The sequence below is a fragment of the Vibrio sp. SCSIO 43140 genome, assembly GCF_023716585.1.
Taxonomy (GTDB): Bacteria; Pseudomonadota; Gammaproteobacteria; order Enterobacterales; family Vibrionaceae; genus Vibrio; species Vibrio maritimus_B.
In genome coordinates, this window is sequence record NZ_CP071851.1 from 1824911 (window position 1) to 1845616 (window position 20706).

The 20706-nt window shown below is 47.4% G+C and carries 16 protein-coding genes; 13 read left to right on the forward strand and 3 right to left on the reverse strand.

Translation table 11 applies throughout. The features are described 5' to 3' along the window. Positions 1 to 40: 40 nt before the first annotated feature. Complete coding sequence (locus tag J4N45_RS26625) at positions 41 to 613, reverse strand: acyl-CoA thioesterase (protein WP_252015784.1); 573 nt, start codon at positions 611 to 613, stop codon at positions 41 to 43. Positions 614 to 968: 355 nt separating this feature from the next. On the opposite strand from J4N45_RS26625, the gene J4N45_RS26630 reads away from it, so the two are divergent. After that, positions 969 to 3149 carry a bifunctional 2',3'-cyclic-nucleotide 2'-phosphodiesterase/3'-nucleotidase gene (locus J4N45_RS26630; protein WP_252015786.1) on the forward strand — a complete coding sequence of 727 codons (2181 nt, stop codon included), beginning with the start codon at positions 969 to 971 and terminating at the stop codon, positions 3147 to 3149. 132 nt (positions 3150 to 3281) lie between these two features. On the opposite strand, the gene J4N45_RS26635 is transcribed toward J4N45_RS26630, so the two are convergent. After that, positions 3282 to 5876: a cellulose-binding domain-containing protein gene (locus J4N45_RS26635; RefSeq protein ID WP_252015788.1), complete on the reverse strand. Its 2595-nt coding sequence runs from the start codon at positions 5874 to 5876 to the stop codon at positions 3282 to 3284. A 396-nt stretch (positions 5877 to 6272) separates the two neighbouring features. On the opposite strand from J4N45_RS26635, the gene J4N45_RS26640 reads away from it, so the two are divergent. The 9 genes from J4N45_RS26640 to J4N45_RS26680 all read left to right on the forward strand — a co-directional run bounded on the left by J4N45_RS26640 (position 6273) and on the right by J4N45_RS26680 (position 16051). Then, positions 6273 to 6509: a hypothetical protein gene (locus tag J4N45_RS26640; protein WP_252015790.1), complete on the forward strand. Its 237-nt coding sequence runs from the start codon at positions 6273 to 6275 to the stop codon at positions 6507 to 6509. Positions 6510 to 6590: 81 nt separating this feature from the next. Further along, positions 6591 to 6989 (forward strand): hypothetical protein, encoded by a 399-nt coding sequence (locus tag J4N45_RS26645; protein ID WP_252015792.1) that lies wholly within the window; start codon positions 6591 to 6593, stop codon positions 6987 to 6989. 78 nt (positions 6990 to 7067) lie between these two features. After that, the gene (locus tag J4N45_RS26650; protein WP_503058243.1) at positions 7068 to 8459 is read left to right on the forward strand and encodes a TolC family protein; all 1392 of its coding nucleotides are present in this window, start codon (positions 7068 to 7070) and stop codon (positions 8457 to 8459) included. 18 nt (positions 8460 to 8477) lie between these two features. After that, positions 8478 to 10196, forward strand: coding sequence for an efflux RND transporter periplasmic adaptor subunit (locus J4N45_RS26655; protein WP_252015796.1), 1719 nt, complete (start codon positions 8478 to 8480; stop codon positions 10194 to 10196). Then, the gene (locus J4N45_RS26660) at positions 10193 to 13315 is read left to right on the forward strand and encodes an efflux RND transporter permease subunit (RefSeq protein WP_252015798.1); all 3123 of its coding nucleotides are present in this window, start codon (positions 10193 to 10195) and stop codon (positions 13313 to 13315) included. The genes J4N45_RS26655 and J4N45_RS26660 overlap by 4 nt, the downstream gene beginning before the upstream one ends. 57 nt (positions 13316 to 13372) lie before the next feature. Beyond that, positions 13373 to 13939, forward strand: coding sequence for a copper-resistant cuproprotein CopI (gene copI / locus J4N45_RS26665; RefSeq protein ID WP_252015800.1), 567 nt, complete (start codon positions 13373 to 13375; stop codon positions 13937 to 13939). 172 nt (positions 13940 to 14111) lie between these two features. Next, positions 14112 to 14774 carry a cupin domain-containing protein gene (locus J4N45_RS26670; RefSeq protein WP_252015802.1) on the forward strand — a complete coding sequence of 221 codons (663 nt, stop codon included), beginning with the start codon at positions 14112 to 14114 and terminating at the stop codon, positions 14772 to 14774. Between the two features lie 118 nt (positions 14775 to 14892). Next, positions 14893 to 15591 (forward strand): aspartate/glutamate racemase family protein, encoded by a 699-nt coding sequence (locus J4N45_RS26675; RefSeq protein ID WP_252015804.1) that lies wholly within the window; start codon positions 14893 to 14895, stop codon positions 15589 to 15591. Positions 15592 to 15802: 211 nt separating this feature from the next. Next, positions 15803 to 16051: a hypothetical protein gene (locus tag J4N45_RS26680; RefSeq protein WP_252015806.1), complete on the forward strand. Its 249-nt coding sequence runs from the start codon at positions 15803 to 15805 to the stop codon at positions 16049 to 16051. A 62-nt stretch (positions 16052 to 16113) separates the two neighbouring features. Here the strand turns inward: J4N45_RS26680 and J4N45_RS26685 are convergent, their stop codons facing one another. Continuing rightward, positions 16114 to 17808 (reverse strand): phospho-sugar mutase, encoded by a 1695-nt coding sequence (locus J4N45_RS26685; protein WP_252015808.1) that lies wholly within the window; start codon positions 17806 to 17808, stop codon positions 16114 to 16116. Between the two features lie 274 nt (positions 17809 to 18082). On the opposite strand from J4N45_RS26685, the gene J4N45_RS26690 reads away from it, so the two are divergent. The 3 genes from J4N45_RS26690 to J4N45_RS26700 are packed head-to-tail and all read left to right on the forward strand — an operon-like array spanning position 18083 to position 20668. Beyond that, entirely contained in the window at positions 18083 to 19282 is a 1200-nt protein-coding gene (locus J4N45_RS26690) for an MFS transporter (protein WP_252015810.1), read from the forward strand. Then, positions 19257 to 20222, forward strand: coding sequence for an HTH-type transcriptional regulator YidZ (gene yidZ / locus J4N45_RS26695; protein WP_252015811.1), 966 nt, complete (start codon positions 19257 to 19259; stop codon positions 20220 to 20222). The genes J4N45_RS26690 and yidZ overlap by 26 nt, the downstream gene beginning before the upstream one ends. After that, on the forward strand, positions 20219 to 20668 hold the full coding sequence (locus J4N45_RS26700; protein WP_252015814.1) for a GNAT family N-acetyltransferase: 450 nt from the start codon (positions 20219 to 20221) through the stop codon (positions 20666 to 20668). The genes yidZ and J4N45_RS26700 overlap by 4 nt, the downstream gene beginning before the upstream one ends. Positions 20669 to 20706: the final 38 nt, after the last annotated feature.

Sequence of the window (20706 nt, forward strand, 5' to 3'; positions counted from 1 at the left end):
AAATAGAAAGCGAAATAGAAAAAGGCCAGTCTACTGGCCTTTACTGTTCACTCACTTGAACCTGCGAGTCATCCGCGCCTTCATAAGCGGTTGGCGGCCACGGACGATGCTGCTCTGAATCAATCCACTCTTGTACCCACATTGGAATATCACTTGTCATTGGTTTCTCACCTGCCGCATCAATCACTTCTTGAGGAGGTACCACGCCGCTTTTAGAGGTGACACCTGCACGAATCAATACCGAAGAGCACGGATGCCCTTTCACCCACATCGACTGCTCTAGGTAAAACCATTTATCGTCGGTGGCAACACACTGGGTTTTCATGGTGATCTTGTCGAACATACGCACACGCTTGCGATAGCGAACAGAACTCCCCGCCACCACCAAACCCCAACGATTTTGCTTCAGGGTACGCATTAAACCGCACTTGACCGATAAAGCAGTACGTCCCAAGTCATACAGGGTAAGGATACGGCCATTGTTCATTTCCATGAACATATCAATGTCCCACGGATGGCAGCGAAATTCGATTTCATCTTGCTCGGTATAACTGATGGCTGGCTTCTTATTAGATTGAAAAATGATTTTGGCCAGTCTGAAAAAAGGATACATGTCGTTACTCATCTTTGAATGCTGACCTTTAAACATAGACCTGAAATGGAATTTTTACTCTAACATTAATGAAATTTGTGACTTAGATTGTAAGTCATTCTCTGTAAAACGCTTTTTGTCTTGAAGCACACAGTGGTCACTTAACCTTCAAATCGAATCAAACGTTAAAATACAAATAGAAAATAGATATAAATCACAATTTTAATAGCAACATATGTAATTAATTGGACAAAATAGTGACGGAGGAAACAAATAATTCATCCAGCTTTAACATAGAGCCCATTTTATAAATGTTATCGTTCGCCGCGTTTGTGCGCCCTATTGCACAATATCCTAGCCTTACGAGAACAATAAAATGATCAAAAAACAACAATTGGTAGCCATGAGCCTACTACCACTTGTCTTACTTGGATGTGAAAAGAAAACGACAACCGTCGTTGCAAATACAAGGACTGATGTTAGCGTCGACTTACGCTTGATGGAGACCACAGACTTGCATGGCAACATGATGCCATACAACTACTTCAGCAATACATCAGGACAAAACTACGGATTTGCTCGCACCGCTCAAGTCATCAAGACCGCACGCGCGGAAGTGACCAATAGCATGCTGTTTGACAACGGCGACCTTATTCAGGGCAGTCCGATGGCTGATTACATGGCCAGTAAAGGGGTTGAGTACCTGCAGAACAACCGTCACAGTGTGTACAAAGCAATGAACCTAATGGACTACGATGTGGCGAACATCGGCAACCATGAGTTCAATTACGGCCTTGATTACCTTAACAGCGCCATCAATGGTGCTGACTTCCCCTACATCGTAGCCAACGTTTTTAAATACCCTGAGGGACAGTTCACACGTGATGCGTTTCCAATGCAAACCTGTGAGGCGCGCATTGATGAGGCGTTCCTAGATCAGGCGACGCCATACTTTAACCCATACAAAATCATTCGCAAAGATGTGGTTGGCAGCGATGGTAAGGTGTATTCCTTGAATGTCGGTGTGATTGGCTTTACTCCACCTAATGTCATGAACTGGGACAAGAGCCATCTGGAATGTAAAGTCGTCGTTTCTGATATCAAGAAAACCGCTCAACACTTTGTCCCTAAGATGAAAGCAGAGGGCGCAGATATCATCGTTGCAATCCCGCATGCGGGTCTTCAAGGCGGCAACGTGGGCACACCATTTATCGATAATGCGACGTGGCAGCTAGCCCAAGTGGAAGGGATTGATGCCGTCATGTTCGGTCACGATCACAACAACTTCCCGACTGAAAAGAACACCTACGACAATATGAATGGCGTAGACCCTAAAAACGGTAAAATCCATGGCAAGCCTGCTGTTATGCCTGGCTACTGGGGAAACAATGTTGGCGTGATCGACCTTGCTATCGAATCTAAAGACGCAGGCAAAACATGGAACGTAAACTACTCAAATAGTACCGCCAAGCTCCGTGCACTTCACACAGACGTTAATGATATGGACCAGAATGTTCTTGAGGTGTTGGCTGAAGACCATGAAGGCACAAAAGCCTACATGTCGACACCCATTCTAGGTATCAACCAAAAGATCAATAGCTTCTTCTCCGCAGTAAAGTCTGATATCTCTGTCCAAATCGTGAATGAAGCTCAGTTCAAGTGGGGTAAAGACATTACTTCCAATGGCACGCTGAACATGGATCCAAATGCCATCCTTCTTTCCGTATCTGCGCCGTTCAAAGGTGGCCGAGGTGGTAATGAAGATTACACCAACATCACTGGGGATGCACTGACCAACGCCAGTGTTGCTGACTTGTATGTATTTGATAACAACACGCCAGCAGTACTGAAACTCAAAGTGGCCGACATTAAAGAGTGGCTTGAAACCATTGCATCGCAGCAATATCAGACGGTTACTCAAAACGATGACCCATTGCTGCATCAGATGTTCAGAAGCTATAACTTCGATGTTTTCTATGGCGGATGGGATAACTCGGGAAATAAGATTGAATTGAGTTACGAGATCGATGTTTCACAGCCACCGCGCTATCTTGTCGACGAACAAGGTGAACTGATCAAAGGTGAGGACAACAAGCCCCAGAAGAATCCTAATGGAGACTATCGCCGAATTTCAGACCTCACATACAATGGTGCAGTACTTGATGACTCACAAATCGCTTATGTGGTGACCAACAACTATCGCGCTTCAAACAAGTGGATCCCCGGCGTAGACAATTCTGAATTGGTGCACTCTGATTCGGCCTACTCAAATCGCCAGTTAGTTGATCAGTACCTTAAGCACCTGAAAAAAATCGCAAATGATAACGGAGCAACTAACCCTGAGAAACCATTAGTGCACTTTGACAATGCCAATAACTTTAAACTGAAAGGCCCAAGCGGCGTGACTGCAACCTTCTTATCCTCACCATCGGCAAAAGCCTTTTCAGAAGAAACCGCGCAATGTCATATCACATGGACAAGTGAAACAGGCCCTGTCGGCGACAACACAGGTTTCCAAAAATACAAGTTCAGTTTTGATCAGTCAGCGTGTAACTAAACTATTCAAAGCACCGATTTCTAATCTGTATGACCCATTTATGGCCAATCGTGAGTGAGTTGGTTGGCAGGTTAGTGATCTGAGAGGATGAAAAAAGGCTTCCAAATGGAAGCCTTTGATTAATATATATCTTTACTGTGGGTTCAACCCTAGCGTCTTTAGTACTAACTTAAAGTTATCCTGACGCTCTTTCACTGCGTGTACCTCACCGCTCACAGGACACGTGCTATCTGGGCAACCGCGGTTAACAATACCTGACACCGCATCAATAAACTCAGTGCCTTGCAGTCCGCCATCCACGTATTTCTTCAGCTCAGTATGATAGTTCCAAGCCGCATAAGGACCACCTTCATCATTGTAGGTTTGTACCGAAGAAACCCAGTAGAACAGACCCGCTATCCATTTGATTTCACGATTCTCCTCCGAGCTACAGATCAAGCCAGGGTTTGAACAGAAATCTAAATCTGCATAGAGAGGGTTTGCCGGTGGCGCTTCTACTACAACACCATTGATTGTCGTACCGACGGTCTCTGGATCCACATGAGAGCGGCCCATAAAGTGGTTGAGCGTACCGAAGTTTTGACGACCAGTGGTTTGAATAACACCACGTCCCCACCAGCCACAGCCTTCAACAGTACCCGTAGTATCACTGCCGTCCCAAATGAACTTACCGGCCTTTTGACCTTCGTAAACTTTACAGTCAGCACGTTCCCAAACTTGCTGTGAGCCATCAACGGTTGCAGGTACTTCCATACAGTGACCATCATTAGTCCAGCGACCAACGTTTCCATTCACCAATAAGCCTTTTTCTGCGAGCACCGAGTCTGGAGCCGCAAAAATAGGTGCTGGAGCCCCGTACCATTTCGCATTGGTCAGCGCACTGACTTCCATCTTAGGATCTCGAGGACAAGAATAAGGGTGATCAACACCTGTCACTGGATCCATACCATAGTCCGCGTATTTTTGGCCTAGCTGTCCACAACTTGCCGTCATTGGGTAGTTAACCGCCGCACCGTATCGTACTTCTGACCAGTTGTTTTCATCACACGCGTTGTAACGAATGGTCTCTTGCATGCTTTGCGATAAGAATGCCGCAATGGCGACTTTCGCATAGATGGCATTGGTCGCATCATCTGCAGTGTCATCAATCAACCAGAACGTGTTCCCTGCCACACCTACATTGTGCATTGAGTTTAGACCCGCTAGGAAGTCTGCCCATTTATAAACTGTTGAAGGTGCCCAATTGCCCTGAGAGACTTCATATAAGAACGCTTGGTTGTTCATTGCATTCTCTGCACTCGTTAACTCGCTATTCAGTGAGGCAATGCGAGTAAGTGGTCCGTTGGTGATACTCTCGCCTACGTAATATAGCGGCACGGTTGCCGTGTTATAGGCTTCGATCTTATTGGTTAACTCAACTGTTTCAGAGTCAAACAAGATGGCAAATACATTGCTGTGTGCCGCTTTTCGAAGTTGACTGCTCGCTGTCGTCGCTCCCATAAAATAGGTGGCAGCTTGAGCCGTTGGCAACTGAGACAATAGCGCTGGCGTCTTAATATGATCAGAAACCTGTTTGACGTATTCCAGCGCGTAGTGCCACTGTTCATCACTCAGAGCAGGTGTCGCGGCTGATTTAGTAAAGGCAATAAAATCCGCTTTATTCTGTGAGTCAGCTTGGTAAAGGGCAAAACTTGAAAGTAGATCTGCTGATTCAGAAGAAGCGGCGTTCCATACTGCTCGCTTGCCAGAATAAGTATTATAAGCAAAGTCACCAATAGTTAATGCCCAACCGAAGGTTGCTTGAGGGGCTAGCGATGAGAGGACGAGATTATGAGCCTGTGCCAGACCTTGTGCATCATCAGTAAGCGAATTGATGTCGTTAATGTCGATTTGGCTCGATGTCGAGCTGACTGCAGCGGTCAATGCCTCTTTAACCGCGATGACACCAAGTGCCTTACCTTTGTCTGCACTTGCTACGTCGAGAAGATCGCTGCTAATGATGATGGAAGTCGAACCCGCTGAACTCGCCTCGTTAATCAAAGTAACAAAGGCATTGGTAAGTGCTGTCGTATCTGCCAATGACTGACTATCTACACCAGTCACCATTGTGCGTGATGGTGCCTCTAATGTAGCAGGACTTGCGACTACAAAATGATTTGGCCATCCACTTACCTCTAAGCGAACGGGGTCTAGTGGATTTGGTAAGGATACTGCCGCTCCAGAACCACCACCTGAGCCAGCATCATCACAGGCAACATGGAGAGTCCAACTGCCATCGCTACCCGGCAAAGACGATGTCCACCAGTTCGCCTTATACGCAGAGTTGTCATTCACCATGATGTCACCCGCGTTCGCGTGGTCACCTTGGGTCCAATTTGGGTAGACGTTGAAGTCAGCACATACACCGTCAGAGGGTCCAGGTTCTGGGCTTGGGTCTGGCGTAGGATCAGGAGTTGGGTCCGGTGTAGGGTCTGGATTCGGATCCGGCGTTGGGTCTGGCGCTGTCCCGCTGACTAGTTTCCATGGCGAGTCCCACTCATTAGCGTAAGTATCGGTTGGACTTTGCCCTACTCCAACCCACCATTTCGCTTCATAAATAGCCCCATCCACTGTGACCTGTGTCCCACCTGCATAAGATTGAGTTGCATCGTACGGTTCAGCAGCGAGTAACTGTCCACTTAACACAATGCAGACCAAAGAGGTCGCTATCTTGTTCATCCTAAACATATTTTTACCTTTTCTAGTAGGGTACTGTCTTTTAAGAACATCGATATTAATCAACTCATATGATGTTCAATAGATAATTGCCAGTTAAAAATATGTTAACACTCAGAACGGAGGGCATCAGATAATCTGCCTAAAAAGACACTTAATTGCGGCTGATTTCACACAAGATTTGTAACTATTCAGGTTGTTATTTTCTTTTTTAAAATAAGCCTTCCAAATTTAGAACAAGAATGGCGAAGGATGATCGAAGCAAAGCCTTCGATTTTGGCACTATTGCCCCTCTAAAAAATGCCAACAAATGCGCCTAGTTGCAATATAGCTGTCACAGTTTCTGTTTATCTTGCCTCTCGACATTACAACGACATCCTTTTTAATGTTCTGATTCAAAGAGTCAAAATGAACCAGCTTAAACACCCCACAGATGCGAAAATTGTTCGCCTGCTTCAGCAGCAAGGCTGCATCAAAAGCGAAGCTCGCCAGAGACTTAAACGAGATGTTTACCAACTCGATAAAGACCAGATATCTAAAGTTCAAAACTATGCCGAGCATTTTGGTATTAATGCGAAAGAGAAACTGATAGATGAAATTTTGGATCTCAGAAGAGAGAGATTAATTTCTCATTTGTCGAAATAGCGTTCACTTGCCTACACGCTTTCTTGACTTTACCCTAAGGGTAACCTTTATAGTTACTATATTCTGCTAGAAAGGTTTGTTATGCGCACCATCATTGCCAACAAAACATGGATCACCTTGCTGAGTTTGACAGCACTCGTTATTGCAACGTTTGTTTCAAGCTATCCGGCAATGGGCATGAGTAATGGTGACATAGACCCTCTGTCTCCCTGTGGCATGACTCACCAACCCTCATCGGCTCATCACATGCACCACGGTGAACCCGCGCAAACTGACTTGTCGAAGCAACAGCAATGCCCTGATGTTGATTCAGACTCCTCGCTAAACTGTTGTACAACGTTATGCGGAATGACCCTTGGCTTCACTTGGTCTTTCATCACGCCAGGAGAAAGCCTCTCGCGTTTCTCTAAACGTGCTGTTGATCCCTTTGAACATCCAGTACAACGCATCGAGCATCTCGAGCGCCCACCCTCGGTTTAATCATTTCACAACGTAATTACGCCCAGCATTAGTTGGGGAATGTTTGTCGTGCCTGTTTTTCAGGCTCGTAGTTTGGAAATGATCGTGAAAACAACAATCCATTCGGTTGCACTGGCTGTAAGTGCGATCTTATTTGTTGTCCCCGCTACTCATGCTGTGAGTGGCGCTGGGACTAAACAGCACGCGAGTGAACAGAGCGTTTCTGATGCTTTGTCGCTTGAAACCCTAATAAACATGGCGATTGCTAATGATGCAAATCGTACGCAGTACCACGCTCAGTCTCAGGCGATGCGTGACACAGGCATCGCCAGTTCAACACTCAAAGACCCGACAATTAAGGTCGGTGTGGGCGGTTTACCTACCGATAGTTTTCGGTTTGATGAAGATCCTATGACCAATATTTCTGTGGGTCTAATGCAACAATTTGGGCGCGGCTCAACGCTCGTTCTGCAAAACAAGAAGGCCCAACAACAAGCCGATGGCATTGGTTTTCAAGTTGAAGTACGCGAGCTAGACATTGCCAATAGCATCACTCAATTATGGCTAGAGTTAGGCTTCCAACAACAATCTGAGCGAGTGCTGCTTGAAAATCGAACCTTGATGGTCGAAATGGAGCGATTCATTCAAACCAACTACGCCATTGGCAACAGTGAGTCTCAAGATCTGATTCGTACGCAACTTCAAGTCGGTAAGCTGGATGAAAAGCTGCATGCGAACCGCCAGATGCAAAACCGCATTGTATCGCAGCTCTCAGAATGGCTAGGCGCAGAATGGTTAGCCAACCAACCAAGCTTAACTGCTGACGTTTCAGCAGACTGGCAGCGCCTTGAGCAGCAACTTAGCAATCAGCAGCGAGCAAATTACTTTCAACTGTTGAATCAGCACCCCATGGCACGCATTGCAGATGTGCAAATCGCAGCGAGCGAGACTCAGGTATCCATCGCAGAAGAAGCGTACAAGCCGCAATTCGGGGTTGAGGCCATGTACGCCCATCGCCAGGCTCCCAATATGCGCGGCGCACCTGCCCCCGACCTATTAAGTGCCTACGTCACTATGGACATCCCTTTATTCACGGGTAACCGACAAGATAAAAACCATTCTGCGGCGGAGTATCAGGTCGTTGCTTCCAAATCCAGTAAAGATGCCCTACTGAGCCAGATGAATGCCAAAGTAAACGCTCTTTTAATGGATAAACAAAACCTTAGTGAACGTTTTGAACGTTATCAACAAAGCTTGCTTCCCCAGGCTAAAGCTCGGACTCAGGCAGTAGAAAGAGGCTATGAAAACAATACCGCTCAGTTTAGCGATGTCATCACCGCGGCAAGCGATGAACTTGCTATCGAGATTGAAGCGCTACGTCTTGAGACTGACCTCAACATTGTTAACAGCAACTTAGCCTATTTTCTCAGTGGTTTTAATTACCACGCCGAAGCGCCTGTGCTTTCAAAGCCAACAACGAAACAACAATAATTCAAAGGGAAACAACTAATGAAAACACTAAATGTCGCTCTGTTGGCACTCGCCGTCGGTGCAGGTCTTGGATATGTCGGGAACCAATACCTTTCGAGCCATTCAATGAGCTCTATGGGAAATGGTGATACAGCGGGTTCTTCTGCACACAGCAACGAGCCACTCTATTGGGTTGCGCCAATGGATCCAAATTACAAACGAGATCAGCCTGGCAAGTCACCCATGGGCATGGACTTGATTCCCGTTTATGCCGATGACCTAAATGGTGGTAACGACAAGCCAGGTACAGTGAAAATCGATCCATCAGTCGAGAACAACCTTGGGGTCAAAACGGAGTCTGTTAAACAGCAAAAGCTCTCACCGCGTATTGAAACCGTCGGATACATCGCGTTTGACGAGAGCCGCCTTTGGCAAACCAATGTACGCGTCTCTGGCTGGGTAGAAAAACTCTACATCAACTCTGTAGGTGAGCGAGTAAGCAAAGGTGACGTATTGTTCAAACTCTACTCTCCTGAACTGGTAAAAGCGCAAGAAGAGCTACTCAATGCCTACCGTACGAAACGCAACTCGCTTATCAAGGGAGCAACGGAGCGTCTAATCACTCTAGGCGTCGATAAGCAGCAAATCCGCCAGATAGTGAAACAGGGTAAAGCATCACAAACCGTTGATGTCAAAGCCTTTGGCAATGGTGTTGTCGCAACGCTTAATGTCCGTGAAGGTGGCTATCTGTCACCAGCTCAATCAGTCATCAGTGCTGGTCCTATCGACGAGGTTTGGGTCGATGCCGAAGTCTTTGAAAGACAAGCTGAATGGATCAAAGCAGGCAGCGAAGCGGTAATGACGCTTGACGCAATCCCGGGCAAAGAGTGGCACGGCGCTGTCGATTATGTCTATCCGATCCTAGACCCTGCGACTCGAACACTGAGAGTTAGGCTCAAGTTTACCAACCCAGACTTTCAGCTCAAACCAAACATGTTCGCCAACATTGCTCTGGAACCTAAGACGGAAGAAACCGTATTGACTATTCCGCGTTCAGCGGTCATCCGATCAGGTGGCATGACACGTGTTGTGCTCTCTGAGGGGGAAGGCAAATACCGCTCCGCGCGCATTGATGTCGGTCGTGAAGCAAGTGACCGAATTGAAGTGATTCAAGGGCTTAGTCTTGACGATGTTGTTGTCACATCAGCACAGTTTATGCTCGACTCAGAATCGAGCCAAAGTGCTGACCTATCAAGGATAAATGGAGTTGAACCACCAGCGGAGTCTGTTTGGGCGAGCGGGGAGATCACCAAGGTGATGTCGGGACACTCTATGCTAACCATCAACCATCAGCCCGTTCCAGAATGGAGTTGGCCTGGTATGGTCATGGACTTCACTATCGACGATTCCGTGGACATGTCCACTCTATCATCGGGTCAACAGATTGACTTCGAGATGGAAAAAACGCCGCAAGGGCAATACGTCGTTACCGAGATCAAACAAGCTGAAAACACCATGCCAAGTGAAGTATGGGTGGATGGCGAAATAACAATGCTCATGGCCGACTTTGGCATGATCACAATCCAGCACAGCGCCGTTCCTGATTGGCAGTGGGAGCAAGGTGAGATGAACTTCTCTACCGACGGCAGCATCGATTTAAGCAGTTTTTCTGAAGGTGATAGCGCCCGCTTCTTGATAATAAAACAAGGCAGTGATTATGTTCTTTCGGAGCTCAAGCATGGGGAGGTTCAACCATGATTGGTGCCATCATCCGTTGGTCTATCAACAACCGATTCTTAGTGTTGGTCGCGACGTGTTTCCTAACGCTTGCTGGTCTTTACAGCGTCAAGAACACGCCTGTAGACGCCATACCTGACCTCTCTGACGTACAGGTAATCATCAAAACCAGTTATCCAGGGCAAGCTCCTCAAGTAGTCGAAGATCAGGTAACCTACCCGTTGACGACGGCCATGCTTGCCGTACCCGGTGCAGAAACCGTTCGCGGCTATTCGTTTTTTGGTGACTCCTACGTTTACATCATCTTTAACGATGATACCGACATGTATTGGGCTCGCTCACGTGTGCTTGAGTACTTGAGTCAAGTCGCGCCTAAGTTACCGTCTCAAGCCAAACCGACCCTTGGTCCCGATGCGACGGGTGTTGGTTGGATCTACAGCTATGTCCTACAAGACAAAACGGGTCAGCATGACCTTGCCGAGCTGCGCAGCATTCAAGACTGGTTCCTCAAATATGAGCTACAAACCGTCGAAGGGGTTTCTGAGGTAGCGACGGTCGGTGGCATGGTCAAACAATACCAAGTGCAGATCGATCCAGCCAAGCTTCGTGCCTACGATTTAACGCTCCAACAAGTCAACCAAGCCATCAAAAACGGTAACCAAGAAACAGGTGCATCGGTCATTGAAGTTGCCGAAGCTGAACACATGGTGCGCACTACCGGATATCTGACAAGCATCGATGATATCAAGGCACTGCCACTGAAAGTAACCGGCAAAGGCACACCTCTACTACTGGGCGACATTGCGGACATCAACCTCGGACCTCAGATGCGCCGTGGTATCTCTGAGTTTAATGGGGAAGGCGAAGCGGTGGGTGGCGTTATCGTCATGCGCTTTGGAGAAAATGCTAGTGAAGTGATCGACAGCGTCAAAACTAAACTGGACGAGTTGCAACGAGGTCTGCCTGAAGGTGTCGAGATTGTTCCAACTTATGACCGCTCAACCCTGATCAATGATGCCGTCGACAACCTTTGGAAGAAACTCGCGGAAGAGTTCATCGTTGTCGCGGTGGTGTGTGCGCTGTTCCTGTTTCACATTCGCTCCTCAATCGTTATCGCTATCAGTTTGCCTGTGGGCATATTGGCAGCGTTCATCGTCATGCATTGGCAAGGTATCAACGCCAACATCATGTCCCTTGGTGGCATTGCGATTGCTATAGGCGCGATGGTGGATGGGGCTATCGTTATGATCGAAAACGTGCATAAGCACATCGAAAAAACACCACTCACCGACAAAAACCGCTGGCAAGTCATCGGCAATGCGGCAGAAGAGGTAGGGGCACCGTTATTTTTCTCATTGCTCATCATCACGCTCAGCTTTGTCCCAGTTTTTGCCCTTCAAGGGCAAGAGGGCAAGATGTTCTCGCCATTGGCTTTCACCAAGACCTACGCCATGGCAGCAGCCGCGGGTTTGGCAATTACTCTGGTCCCCGTGCTCATGGGCTACTTCATTCGTGGCAAGGTATTACCTGAACATAAAAACCCAGTGAACAAAGCGCTTATTGGTCTGTACAGACCAATGCTGAGCTTAAGTCTGCGTTATCCAAAGAGCATGATCATCATCGCACTCGGACTAATGGCATCGGCCTACTACCCTACCTCAAAATTGGGCAGTGAATTTATACCGCCATTGGATGAAGGCGATCTCATGTACATGCCAACGACCTACCCCGGTATTTCGATTGGTAAGGCGCGTGAGCTGCTTCAGCAAACCAATAAGCTAATTAAAACGGTGCCTGAAGTGAAAAGCGTCTGGGGCAAAATTGGACGCGCAGAAACCGCTACCGATCCTGCACCACTGACCATGATAGAGACCACCATTCAGCTCAAACCTCGAAGTGAGTGGCGTGAAGGGGTGACGACGGAGTCATTGAGAAAAGAGTTTGATGATTTGGTTCAATTCCCTGGACTCACCAACGCCTGGGTAATGCCAATAAAAACTCGAATCGACATGCTCGCGACGGGCATCAAGACACCGATTGGTATTAAGATTGCTGGGCCGGACTTAAGCGTCATTGAGCAAATAGGTTCGGACCTTGAACCTATCCTAAATGAGATTCAAGGCACGGTATCAGTCTACGCCGAGCGCGTTGCTGGCGGTCGCTACGTGACCATCGACATCAAACGCCTCGCCGCTGCTCGTTACGGCTTGAACGTCAGCGATGTACAGCAGGTCATCTCAACAGCTGTTGGCGGTATGAACGTTGGAGAAACCGTCGAAGGACTCGAACGCTACCCTATTAATGTTCGCTATCCACAAGATTATCGAGATTCTGTAGTCAAGCTACAAAACCTGCCCCTAGTAACTCCAAACGGCGCAAGAATCGCGCTCGCAGATGTCGCCGATATTCGCTATGAAGACGGCCCCCCCATGATCAAGACCGAAAATGCACGTCCAAATGGTTGGGTGTTTGTGGATATTGCTGATCGTGATTTGGGCTCTTACGTTGAAGAAGCTAAACAAGTGGTTGCTGAGAGGCTTTCACTGCCGGCTGGTTACTCATTGGCTTGGTCTGGTCAATACGAATATATGGAGCGAGCCAAGCAGCGCCTTGGTGTGGTCATTCCGATTACCCTCGCTATCATCATGTTGCTGCTTTACTTAAGTTTCCGCCGCGTTGGCGAGGTGATGATCATTATGGGCACCTTACCATTAGCAATGGTCGGAGGGCTGTGGCTGATGCACTACCTTGGCTATAACTTCTCCATTGCCGTCGGGGTTGGCTTTATCGCGCTGGCGGGCGTCGCCGTTGAGATCGGCGTCATCATGCTGGTGTATCTCAACCAAGCCTGGCACGCAAGAAAACTCAGCGCCGAGCAAGACAACGCTCCGTTAACACCAGAGATGCTAACCGACGCCATTCGCGAGGGCGCAGGTCTGCGCGTTCGCCCCGTAATGATGACTGTCCTGACCGTCATCATAGGCCTTATTCCCATTATGTACGGCTCAGGTACTGGTTCAGAAGTTATGCAGCGTATCGCCGCACCAATGATTGGGGGGATGGCTTCTGCACTGCTACTGACTCTGCTGGTGTTACCTGCAATCTACAAACTTTGGAAATCAAAAGAAACTCAACACTAACGAACAAGCTCCCTCCAGAAAACGCTGGGGGGACATCAACACAACAAGGAAAGACACATGAAAAAGACACTTATTGCATTCACTATGACGCTATTAGCGACTCAGGTTTGGGCTGATGGCATGGATCACTCAAAGATGGATCATGGCAACATGGACCACGGCCATATGAACCACGACCAAATGGACCATAGCACGATGGATCATAGCAAAATGGATCACAGTATGATGGACATGGAAGGAATGTCAGCTGTGGGTATGCCAGCACCAGGAGCAAAACCTGACAAGGTTGTACACGTCATTCTTAAAGATGATATGACGATTTCATTCAAGCGTGATGTGGAGATCAAGCCAAACGATGTGGTTCAGTTCGTAGTGATGAATACTGGCAAAGACGACCATGAATTTGTGATTGGTTCACCTGCGGAGCAAGTCGCCCATCGTAAGATAATGGAGAACCCAACCGGAGATCATGACCACCACAATATGGGCAATGTCGTCTATCTAAAACCAGGTAAAGCAGGTCAAATCAACTGGCACTTCCATGGGGAAACCGAGATAGAATTCGCCTGTAATATCCCTGGGCATGCTGAAGATGGAATGACAAAAACCATCACTATCAAGTAATTCGCGAGACTAGACCAGAGGCTCTGATTTTCACCAATCGGAGCCTCTTTCGACTCCCACATTGTTGATGCAAAAATTCCGTGATCGATTTTCACAACGCATTTCGTATCATTCCGTTATGATTACTACTCATAGATCACTTTTTCCAAGCACCACTTTAAGAGAGTTAAGTATGGATACACTCATTAACGCCGACTTTGATAAACGCGTCGTCATTCGCCCAGAAGATTACCAATGGGTCGACTCTCCTATGCCAGGTGTTGAGCGGATGAGACTCGATCGAGTCGGCGATGAAGTAGCGAGAGCAACCTCATTAGTTCGCTATCAGCCGAATAGTGAATTCTCACCTCACACTCATGGAGGCGGGGAAGAGTTCTTTGTACTTGAAGGCGTCTTTTCCGATGAACATGGTGACTACCCTGCTGGGGCTTATGTGCGCAACCCAATCGGTACTGCACACACTCCGAAAATAGGACCAGAAGGCGCGACAATCTTCGTTAAGCTTCAACAATTTAAAGCTCAAGATCAATTGCAATTTAGTATCGATACCCATAGCCAGCCTTGGTATCAAGGACTCGTAGAAGGATTAACGGTAATGCCTCTACATGAGTTTGAAGCAGAGCACGTAGCACTCGTGAAGTGGGCCCCGAATACTCAGTTCAATGCTCATCAACACTGGGGTGGTGAAGAAATCCTCGTACTCGAAGGCACCTTCTATGACGAACATGGCGTCTACCCAAAAGGCACTTGGATCCGCAGCCCTCATGGAAGCAAGCATACGCCATACACAAAAGAAGACGGAGCGTTAATTTATGTAAAGACGGGTCACCTCTGAACCGAATAGGTTGCGCTCGAATACACATAAATTCATGCCAGTAGAGGAAAAAGAGACTACCCAACGAGCTTCGATGGCGCTTTAATAGAGTCATCAAATCAACAACAGGGAGTATGGTATGAAAACAATTGGCTTGTTGGGAGGCATGAGCTGGGAGTCTACGCTCAGCTACTACAAATCCATTAACGAAGGCGTAAAACAAGCGTTGGGTGGACTGCACTCAGCAAAAATCTGTTTGTATAGCGTTAACTTCGATGAAATAGAAAAACTACAACACCAAGGACGCTGGGATGAGACGGCCACTATCTTGGGTGAAGCGGCGGCATCGGTAGAAAGTGGTGGCGCAGATTTCCTGCTTATCTGTACTAATACCATGCACAAAGTTGCGCCCGACATTGAAAAGCACATAACTATTCCAATCTTGCACATTGCCGATGCGACAGCAGAAACGCTAAAAAACGATGGCATCAAAAAGGTGGGGCTTCTCGGCACACGTTTCACCATGGAACAGCCTTTCTATAAAGACAGGTTAATTGAACAGCATGGTATCGATGTTGTTGTCCCAAACGAGGCGGACCGCACCTTAGTTCACGACATCATCTATCAAGAGTTGTGCCGAGGCGAGATCAAAGACCAATCAAGACAAGTCTATCTAGAGATCATTGCTAGGCTTAAGCAGCAAGGGGCTGAAGCGGTAATCTTGGGCTGCACCGAGATTGCATTACTGGTGCAACAGCAACACACCGATGTCGCGCTATTCGATACCACTGCGATTCATGCTGATGCGGCAGTCAGCATGGCATTAAAGCAAGACTGAACAACATATCGATACTTGTGCTAGCTATCTGGCGCGAGTATAGTTCACTGATTTACATAACATTTCTATTTATCCCTCCTCCCCTTTACGTGCTATCCGCCACATTACGCCATCATATAACTTGAGTTTCATATATCATCACCACAAGATAGGTCCAAACCCCAACAGTGCTATTTCGTTTAAGTACAGCACATAGAACAAAGGAACTGGAATGTCCGACTCTGAAACGGCTTTACACTGCGGTAACTGTAACCAGAAAACCCAGCACCAGCGACTGAAACCCGCCGAGATTGAAGCTCAAAAACAGCAAAAAAACAGCGCTAAATCCCAATGGCTTAATCTGATCGTTGGCGTATTCCTAGGAACTCATAAATCTGAAACCCACATCAGTTACTTCAAATGTAAGGTATGTGGTGCTGAGTATGACGATAGAGAGAACTTGCCTCATGGATGGGGTTAGCGTTCAGGTCTCAATAAAAAAGGGTTACCTCGTAAGGTAACCCCAATCGAAAAGCCTAACTCTTACAAGCTCTTCTGATGAGCCTCTATCAAAGCACTCATTTTTACATCCGCAGCTTGGCTAGCCTGCTCATAATCCATATCTTCTAGGAAGTCATTGATCACCTCGTAATAGCATTTAAGCTTCGGCTCAGTACCTGAAGGACGCACAATAACCCGAGACTTATCCTCCAATAAATAAATCAATACGTCACTGGCTGGGAGGTCAATCCGCTCTAACGAACCATCGGCAAACTGACGTTGAGATAGCTTAAGGTCCTCGATGATTTCTACACGCTGACCTGCAATTTGGGTTGGTGGGTTACCACGAAGCTTATCGCCAATTGGCGGCGCTTTGGGGTCGAGCGCGATACTACGCTGAGCATTACAGTAGAAACCGTGCTGACGATACAAGGCCTCTAATTTGTCCCAAATGGTTTTGCCCTGTGCCTTAAGCTTGCCCGTTAATTGTGAGAAAGCCACCAGTGCAGACAACCCATCTTTATCCCAGACTTTGTTGCCAACGGTGTAACCCAAGGCCTCCTCGTAAGCAAACAAGAATGGATGCGTTTTCGTCTCTTGCTCCATCGCAACGTTGGTTAGCCATTTAAACCCAGTCAATGTTTGGTAGTAATGTGCGCCATGCGCCTTGGCAATGCTGTTTAGTAGGCGTGAAGACACTATGGTATTCCCGACCAGAGAATCAGGTTGCCCTTCAAGAAGGTAATCGCCAAACAAAGCCCCGACCTGATCGCCTGTTAGCATTTGATATTCACCATCAGGGCGCTTTACCGCGACGGCGAAACGATCGGCATCGGGGTCGTTAGCGCAGGCTATATCAGCGTCAACCGCTTGACCTAACGCAATCACTCTATTCATCGCACCGGCTTCCTCTGGGTTGGGGAAATTTACAGTCGGAAAAGTGCCATCGGGTTCTCGCTGCTCAGCAACACTCGCAACTTTGTCAAATCCAGCATCGGCTAACAAGGTTTCCGCCATCTCAGCTCCCACCCCGTGCATTGCGGTATAGGCAATCGAGATGTCAGTATTGCTATCAGGTTTGAGTAAGTGGTTGTTATTCATGACCTTACGATAATTCTCGTAATACTCATCATTTAACCAGACAAGCAGCCCCTGATGTTCAGCGTCTTTGAGAGGCATCAAGTTGAGTGGCTTAGTGGTTGCCTCATCAATCTTAGCTGCGATCCCCGAATCATGAGGCGGTATGATCTGAGCGCCATTTTCCCAATAGACCTTAAAACCATTGTACTCAGGTGGATTGTGACTCGCAGTAACGACCACAGCGGCAGCAGCATTTAATTCTCTAACCCCAAACGCGACAATTGGGGTTGCTGCTACCTTATACGTTAAGTAAACCTTGATACCTTGCGCGGTCAATACTGATGCAGCGTCATGAGCGAACTGCTTTGAGTCTGGGCGACCGTCATAGCCAATAACGACGCCGCGCGATTTAGCTTCTTCGATCTGTTCTACAAGGTAGTCGCCAAGACCTGTCGCCGTCTCTTGGATCACCAATCGGTTCATTCGGTTTGGTCCAGCACCGACTTTTCCACGCAAACCGGCTGTACCGAATTCCAAGCGTGAGCCAAAACGCTCCGCTAACTCCTGCGTACTGTTAGCATCAATAAGCTGCTTAAGTTCCTCACGAGTTGCAGCATCAGGGTCCCGAGCGAGCCATTGAGTGAATTGTTCTGTCATAGTTACCCTTCCTTTATCGTGGCATCTTCATCGTTCTGCCATCATCTTAGTTTTTCTTTCGTTACTCCTTAAGTGTAAATGAAAACAACTCTCATTTTAGAGAAGGAAACCGATAAAATGCAGTTTGCTTTATAAAGAGCATAGTCAAAGAGACTTCAAGTCACTCACAACAAAGACAGTATGTCGAAAACGGACATTACCGTTGTCGCATTGCTCACTCGTGTAACCGAGTACCACTCACTAAAATCTGGTTACCGTTTACAGTGAGGTTTTCATGTTAAAGTTTCTTATTTGCAGCTTCGCGCTGGTTCTGCTCTATCCAACCGCCATCGATCTTTATCTGGTTGGGCTACCACAAATCTCCGCAGACCTCAGTGCAACGGAGTCTCAACTTCATATCGCCTTTTCCATCTATTTAGCGGGGATGGCAACGACTATGCTACTAGCAGGAAAACTGTCTGACTCATTGGGAAGAAAACCAATGGCGATAGCAGGAGCCACCATATTTGTCGGAGCCTCGCTGATGGGAGGCGCTGCCGAGCAAGTGAGCACTTTCCTCGCCGCAAGGTTTGCTCAAGGTATCGGCGCTGGCTCTTGCTATGTTGTCGCATTCGCCATACTGCGCGACACATTGGATGACAAGCGTCGAGCCAAGGTTTTGTCGATGATTAATGGCATCACCTGTATCGTTCCCGTCATAGCGCCCGTAGTGGGTCACCTAATTATGCTGAAGTTTCCTTGGCAGAGCTTGTTTACCACAATGGCAGGCATGGGGGTTTTGGTGTGTCTACTTTCACTGTTGCTACTTAAGGAAACTAAGCCAACGGGAGAAATATCCAAGTCCACAAGCGGGAGCAGCTCTCAATCTCACCATGAACGCTTTTTGAGTCGATTTTTCGTTAGCCGCGTCATCATCGCGTCATTAAGCTGTACCGTCATCCTCACTTACGTCAACGTATCGCCAATGTTGATGATGGGAACACTTGAATTGGATCGTGGGGGATATTCTACGGTAATGGCAATGACTGCGTTGGTTAGTATGATTACATCATTTTCGGCGCCACTCGCTTTGACTTTTTTTCGTGAGCGCACGCTTATCATCACATCACAAAGCCTATTTGCTATAGCGGCAGCAACGCTTGTTCTAGTCAGCACTTACGATGTGAATGCGGTTGGTTATTTCATTAGCTTTGGACTGATCTGCGCCGCGTTTTCGATTGGATTTGGCGTGACCATGAGCCAAGCACTGAGTCCCTACTCAAGGCGCGCAGGAGTAGCAAGTTCCATACTCGGTGTGAGTCAAGTCTGTACCTCTGCGTTTTATATTTGGTTATTGGGCATATTAGGCGTCAGTGCACTATATGTTCTGATTGCTATATTGGCGCTAACTAGCATAGTTTGCTTAGCTCTAATATCATGGACACCAAAATCGACATCATCGCCTCAGTATGAAGAAAGCCACAACTCGACTTGACCTTAATTTGCTCACCACGCTGCAACTGTTGCTACAGGAACGCAGCGTGTCTAAAGCCGCAAAAAAGCTAAATGTCACACCATCCACTGTGAGCAAGTCATTAGGCAAGCTGCGAGATTGGTTCGACGACCCGCTGTTCATTAAAACCCCGAATGGACTGGTTCCAACACCCGTGGTGCAAAGCATGGAACAAGAGCTTGGCGACTGGTTTCAGATGGGCGGACAAATTCTAGAAAAGCGCAGTGAGGACTCCACCAAAGGGTTGAGCTTTAACTTAATGGTAGAATCCCCGCTTCTGCTCACCATGCTGAACGAGTTGCTGCCTCTAATACAAGAGCGCTACCCTGATGCAAAAGTAAAAACCAGTAACTGGGACTATGACTCGCTAGAAGCCATTATTCGTGGTGACGCCGATATTGGATTTACAGGGCGAGAAAGTCATCCACGTTCGAAGGAGTCGGTAGACCTACTCCCCTACTTCATCGACTTTGAAGCGCTGTTTTCTGAACTGCCTCAAGTCTATCTACGTCGTGACCATCCAGCTTTTCAGCGAGAATGGAATCTAGAGAGTTTTCTCTCCTACCCGCACATCAATACGGTCTGGGAAAAAAGTGAGAAATGGGCACTGGATGAAGTGCTCACTGAGCTAGGCACTGAGCGTAACGTCTCTCTCACTATGGCAAGCTTTGAACAGTCTCTGTACATGGCTGCCCAGCCGAATCAAGATATGGTGACAACAGCGCCTAAATACTGTGAGCACTATGTTTCTCGTCTGCACCCAGAACTAACGTCATTACCTATTCCAGTGAATAAAGAACACCAAGAGAAGCTACTTATTCCATTTACGATGATTTGGCATAAACGCAATGCCCACAATGCCAAAATCCGTTGGCTAAAAGAGACCATAAGATCGCTATATCGAGACAGAGAACAACAATGAAAATGAATTTTGATTTTTATGTCGGGACCATCGACGACGCCCTAACTGTCGACGACTCTATTCCTGAGTTTGTGCAAAAAACACCAAAAGAAAAACTCATCGAGCGCTTGAAAGACAAAAAGCACCTCGTGTTAATCGCTGCCCACAACAACAAGCCCATCGCTTACAAAATTGGCTATGAACTGTCAAAGAGCGAGTTCTACAGTTGGCTCGGCGGTGTTTCTATCGATTACCGTAAACTGGGTATCGCAACCGAATTAAGAGAGCAGCAAGAGGCATGGGCGCTTGAGCAGGGCTACCGAGCGATCAACGTTAAGTCTATGAACCGCTTCCCTGCTATGCTGCAGCTACTGCTTTCGTCTGGTTATAAGATTTCCGGTTACGAAGACAATGGAAGCGTTGATAACAGTAAGATTCACTTTGCGAAACAGCTAGGTGACAAATAACCTCAGCGACAAAATCGAGCAATCTGGAACAAGTTTTC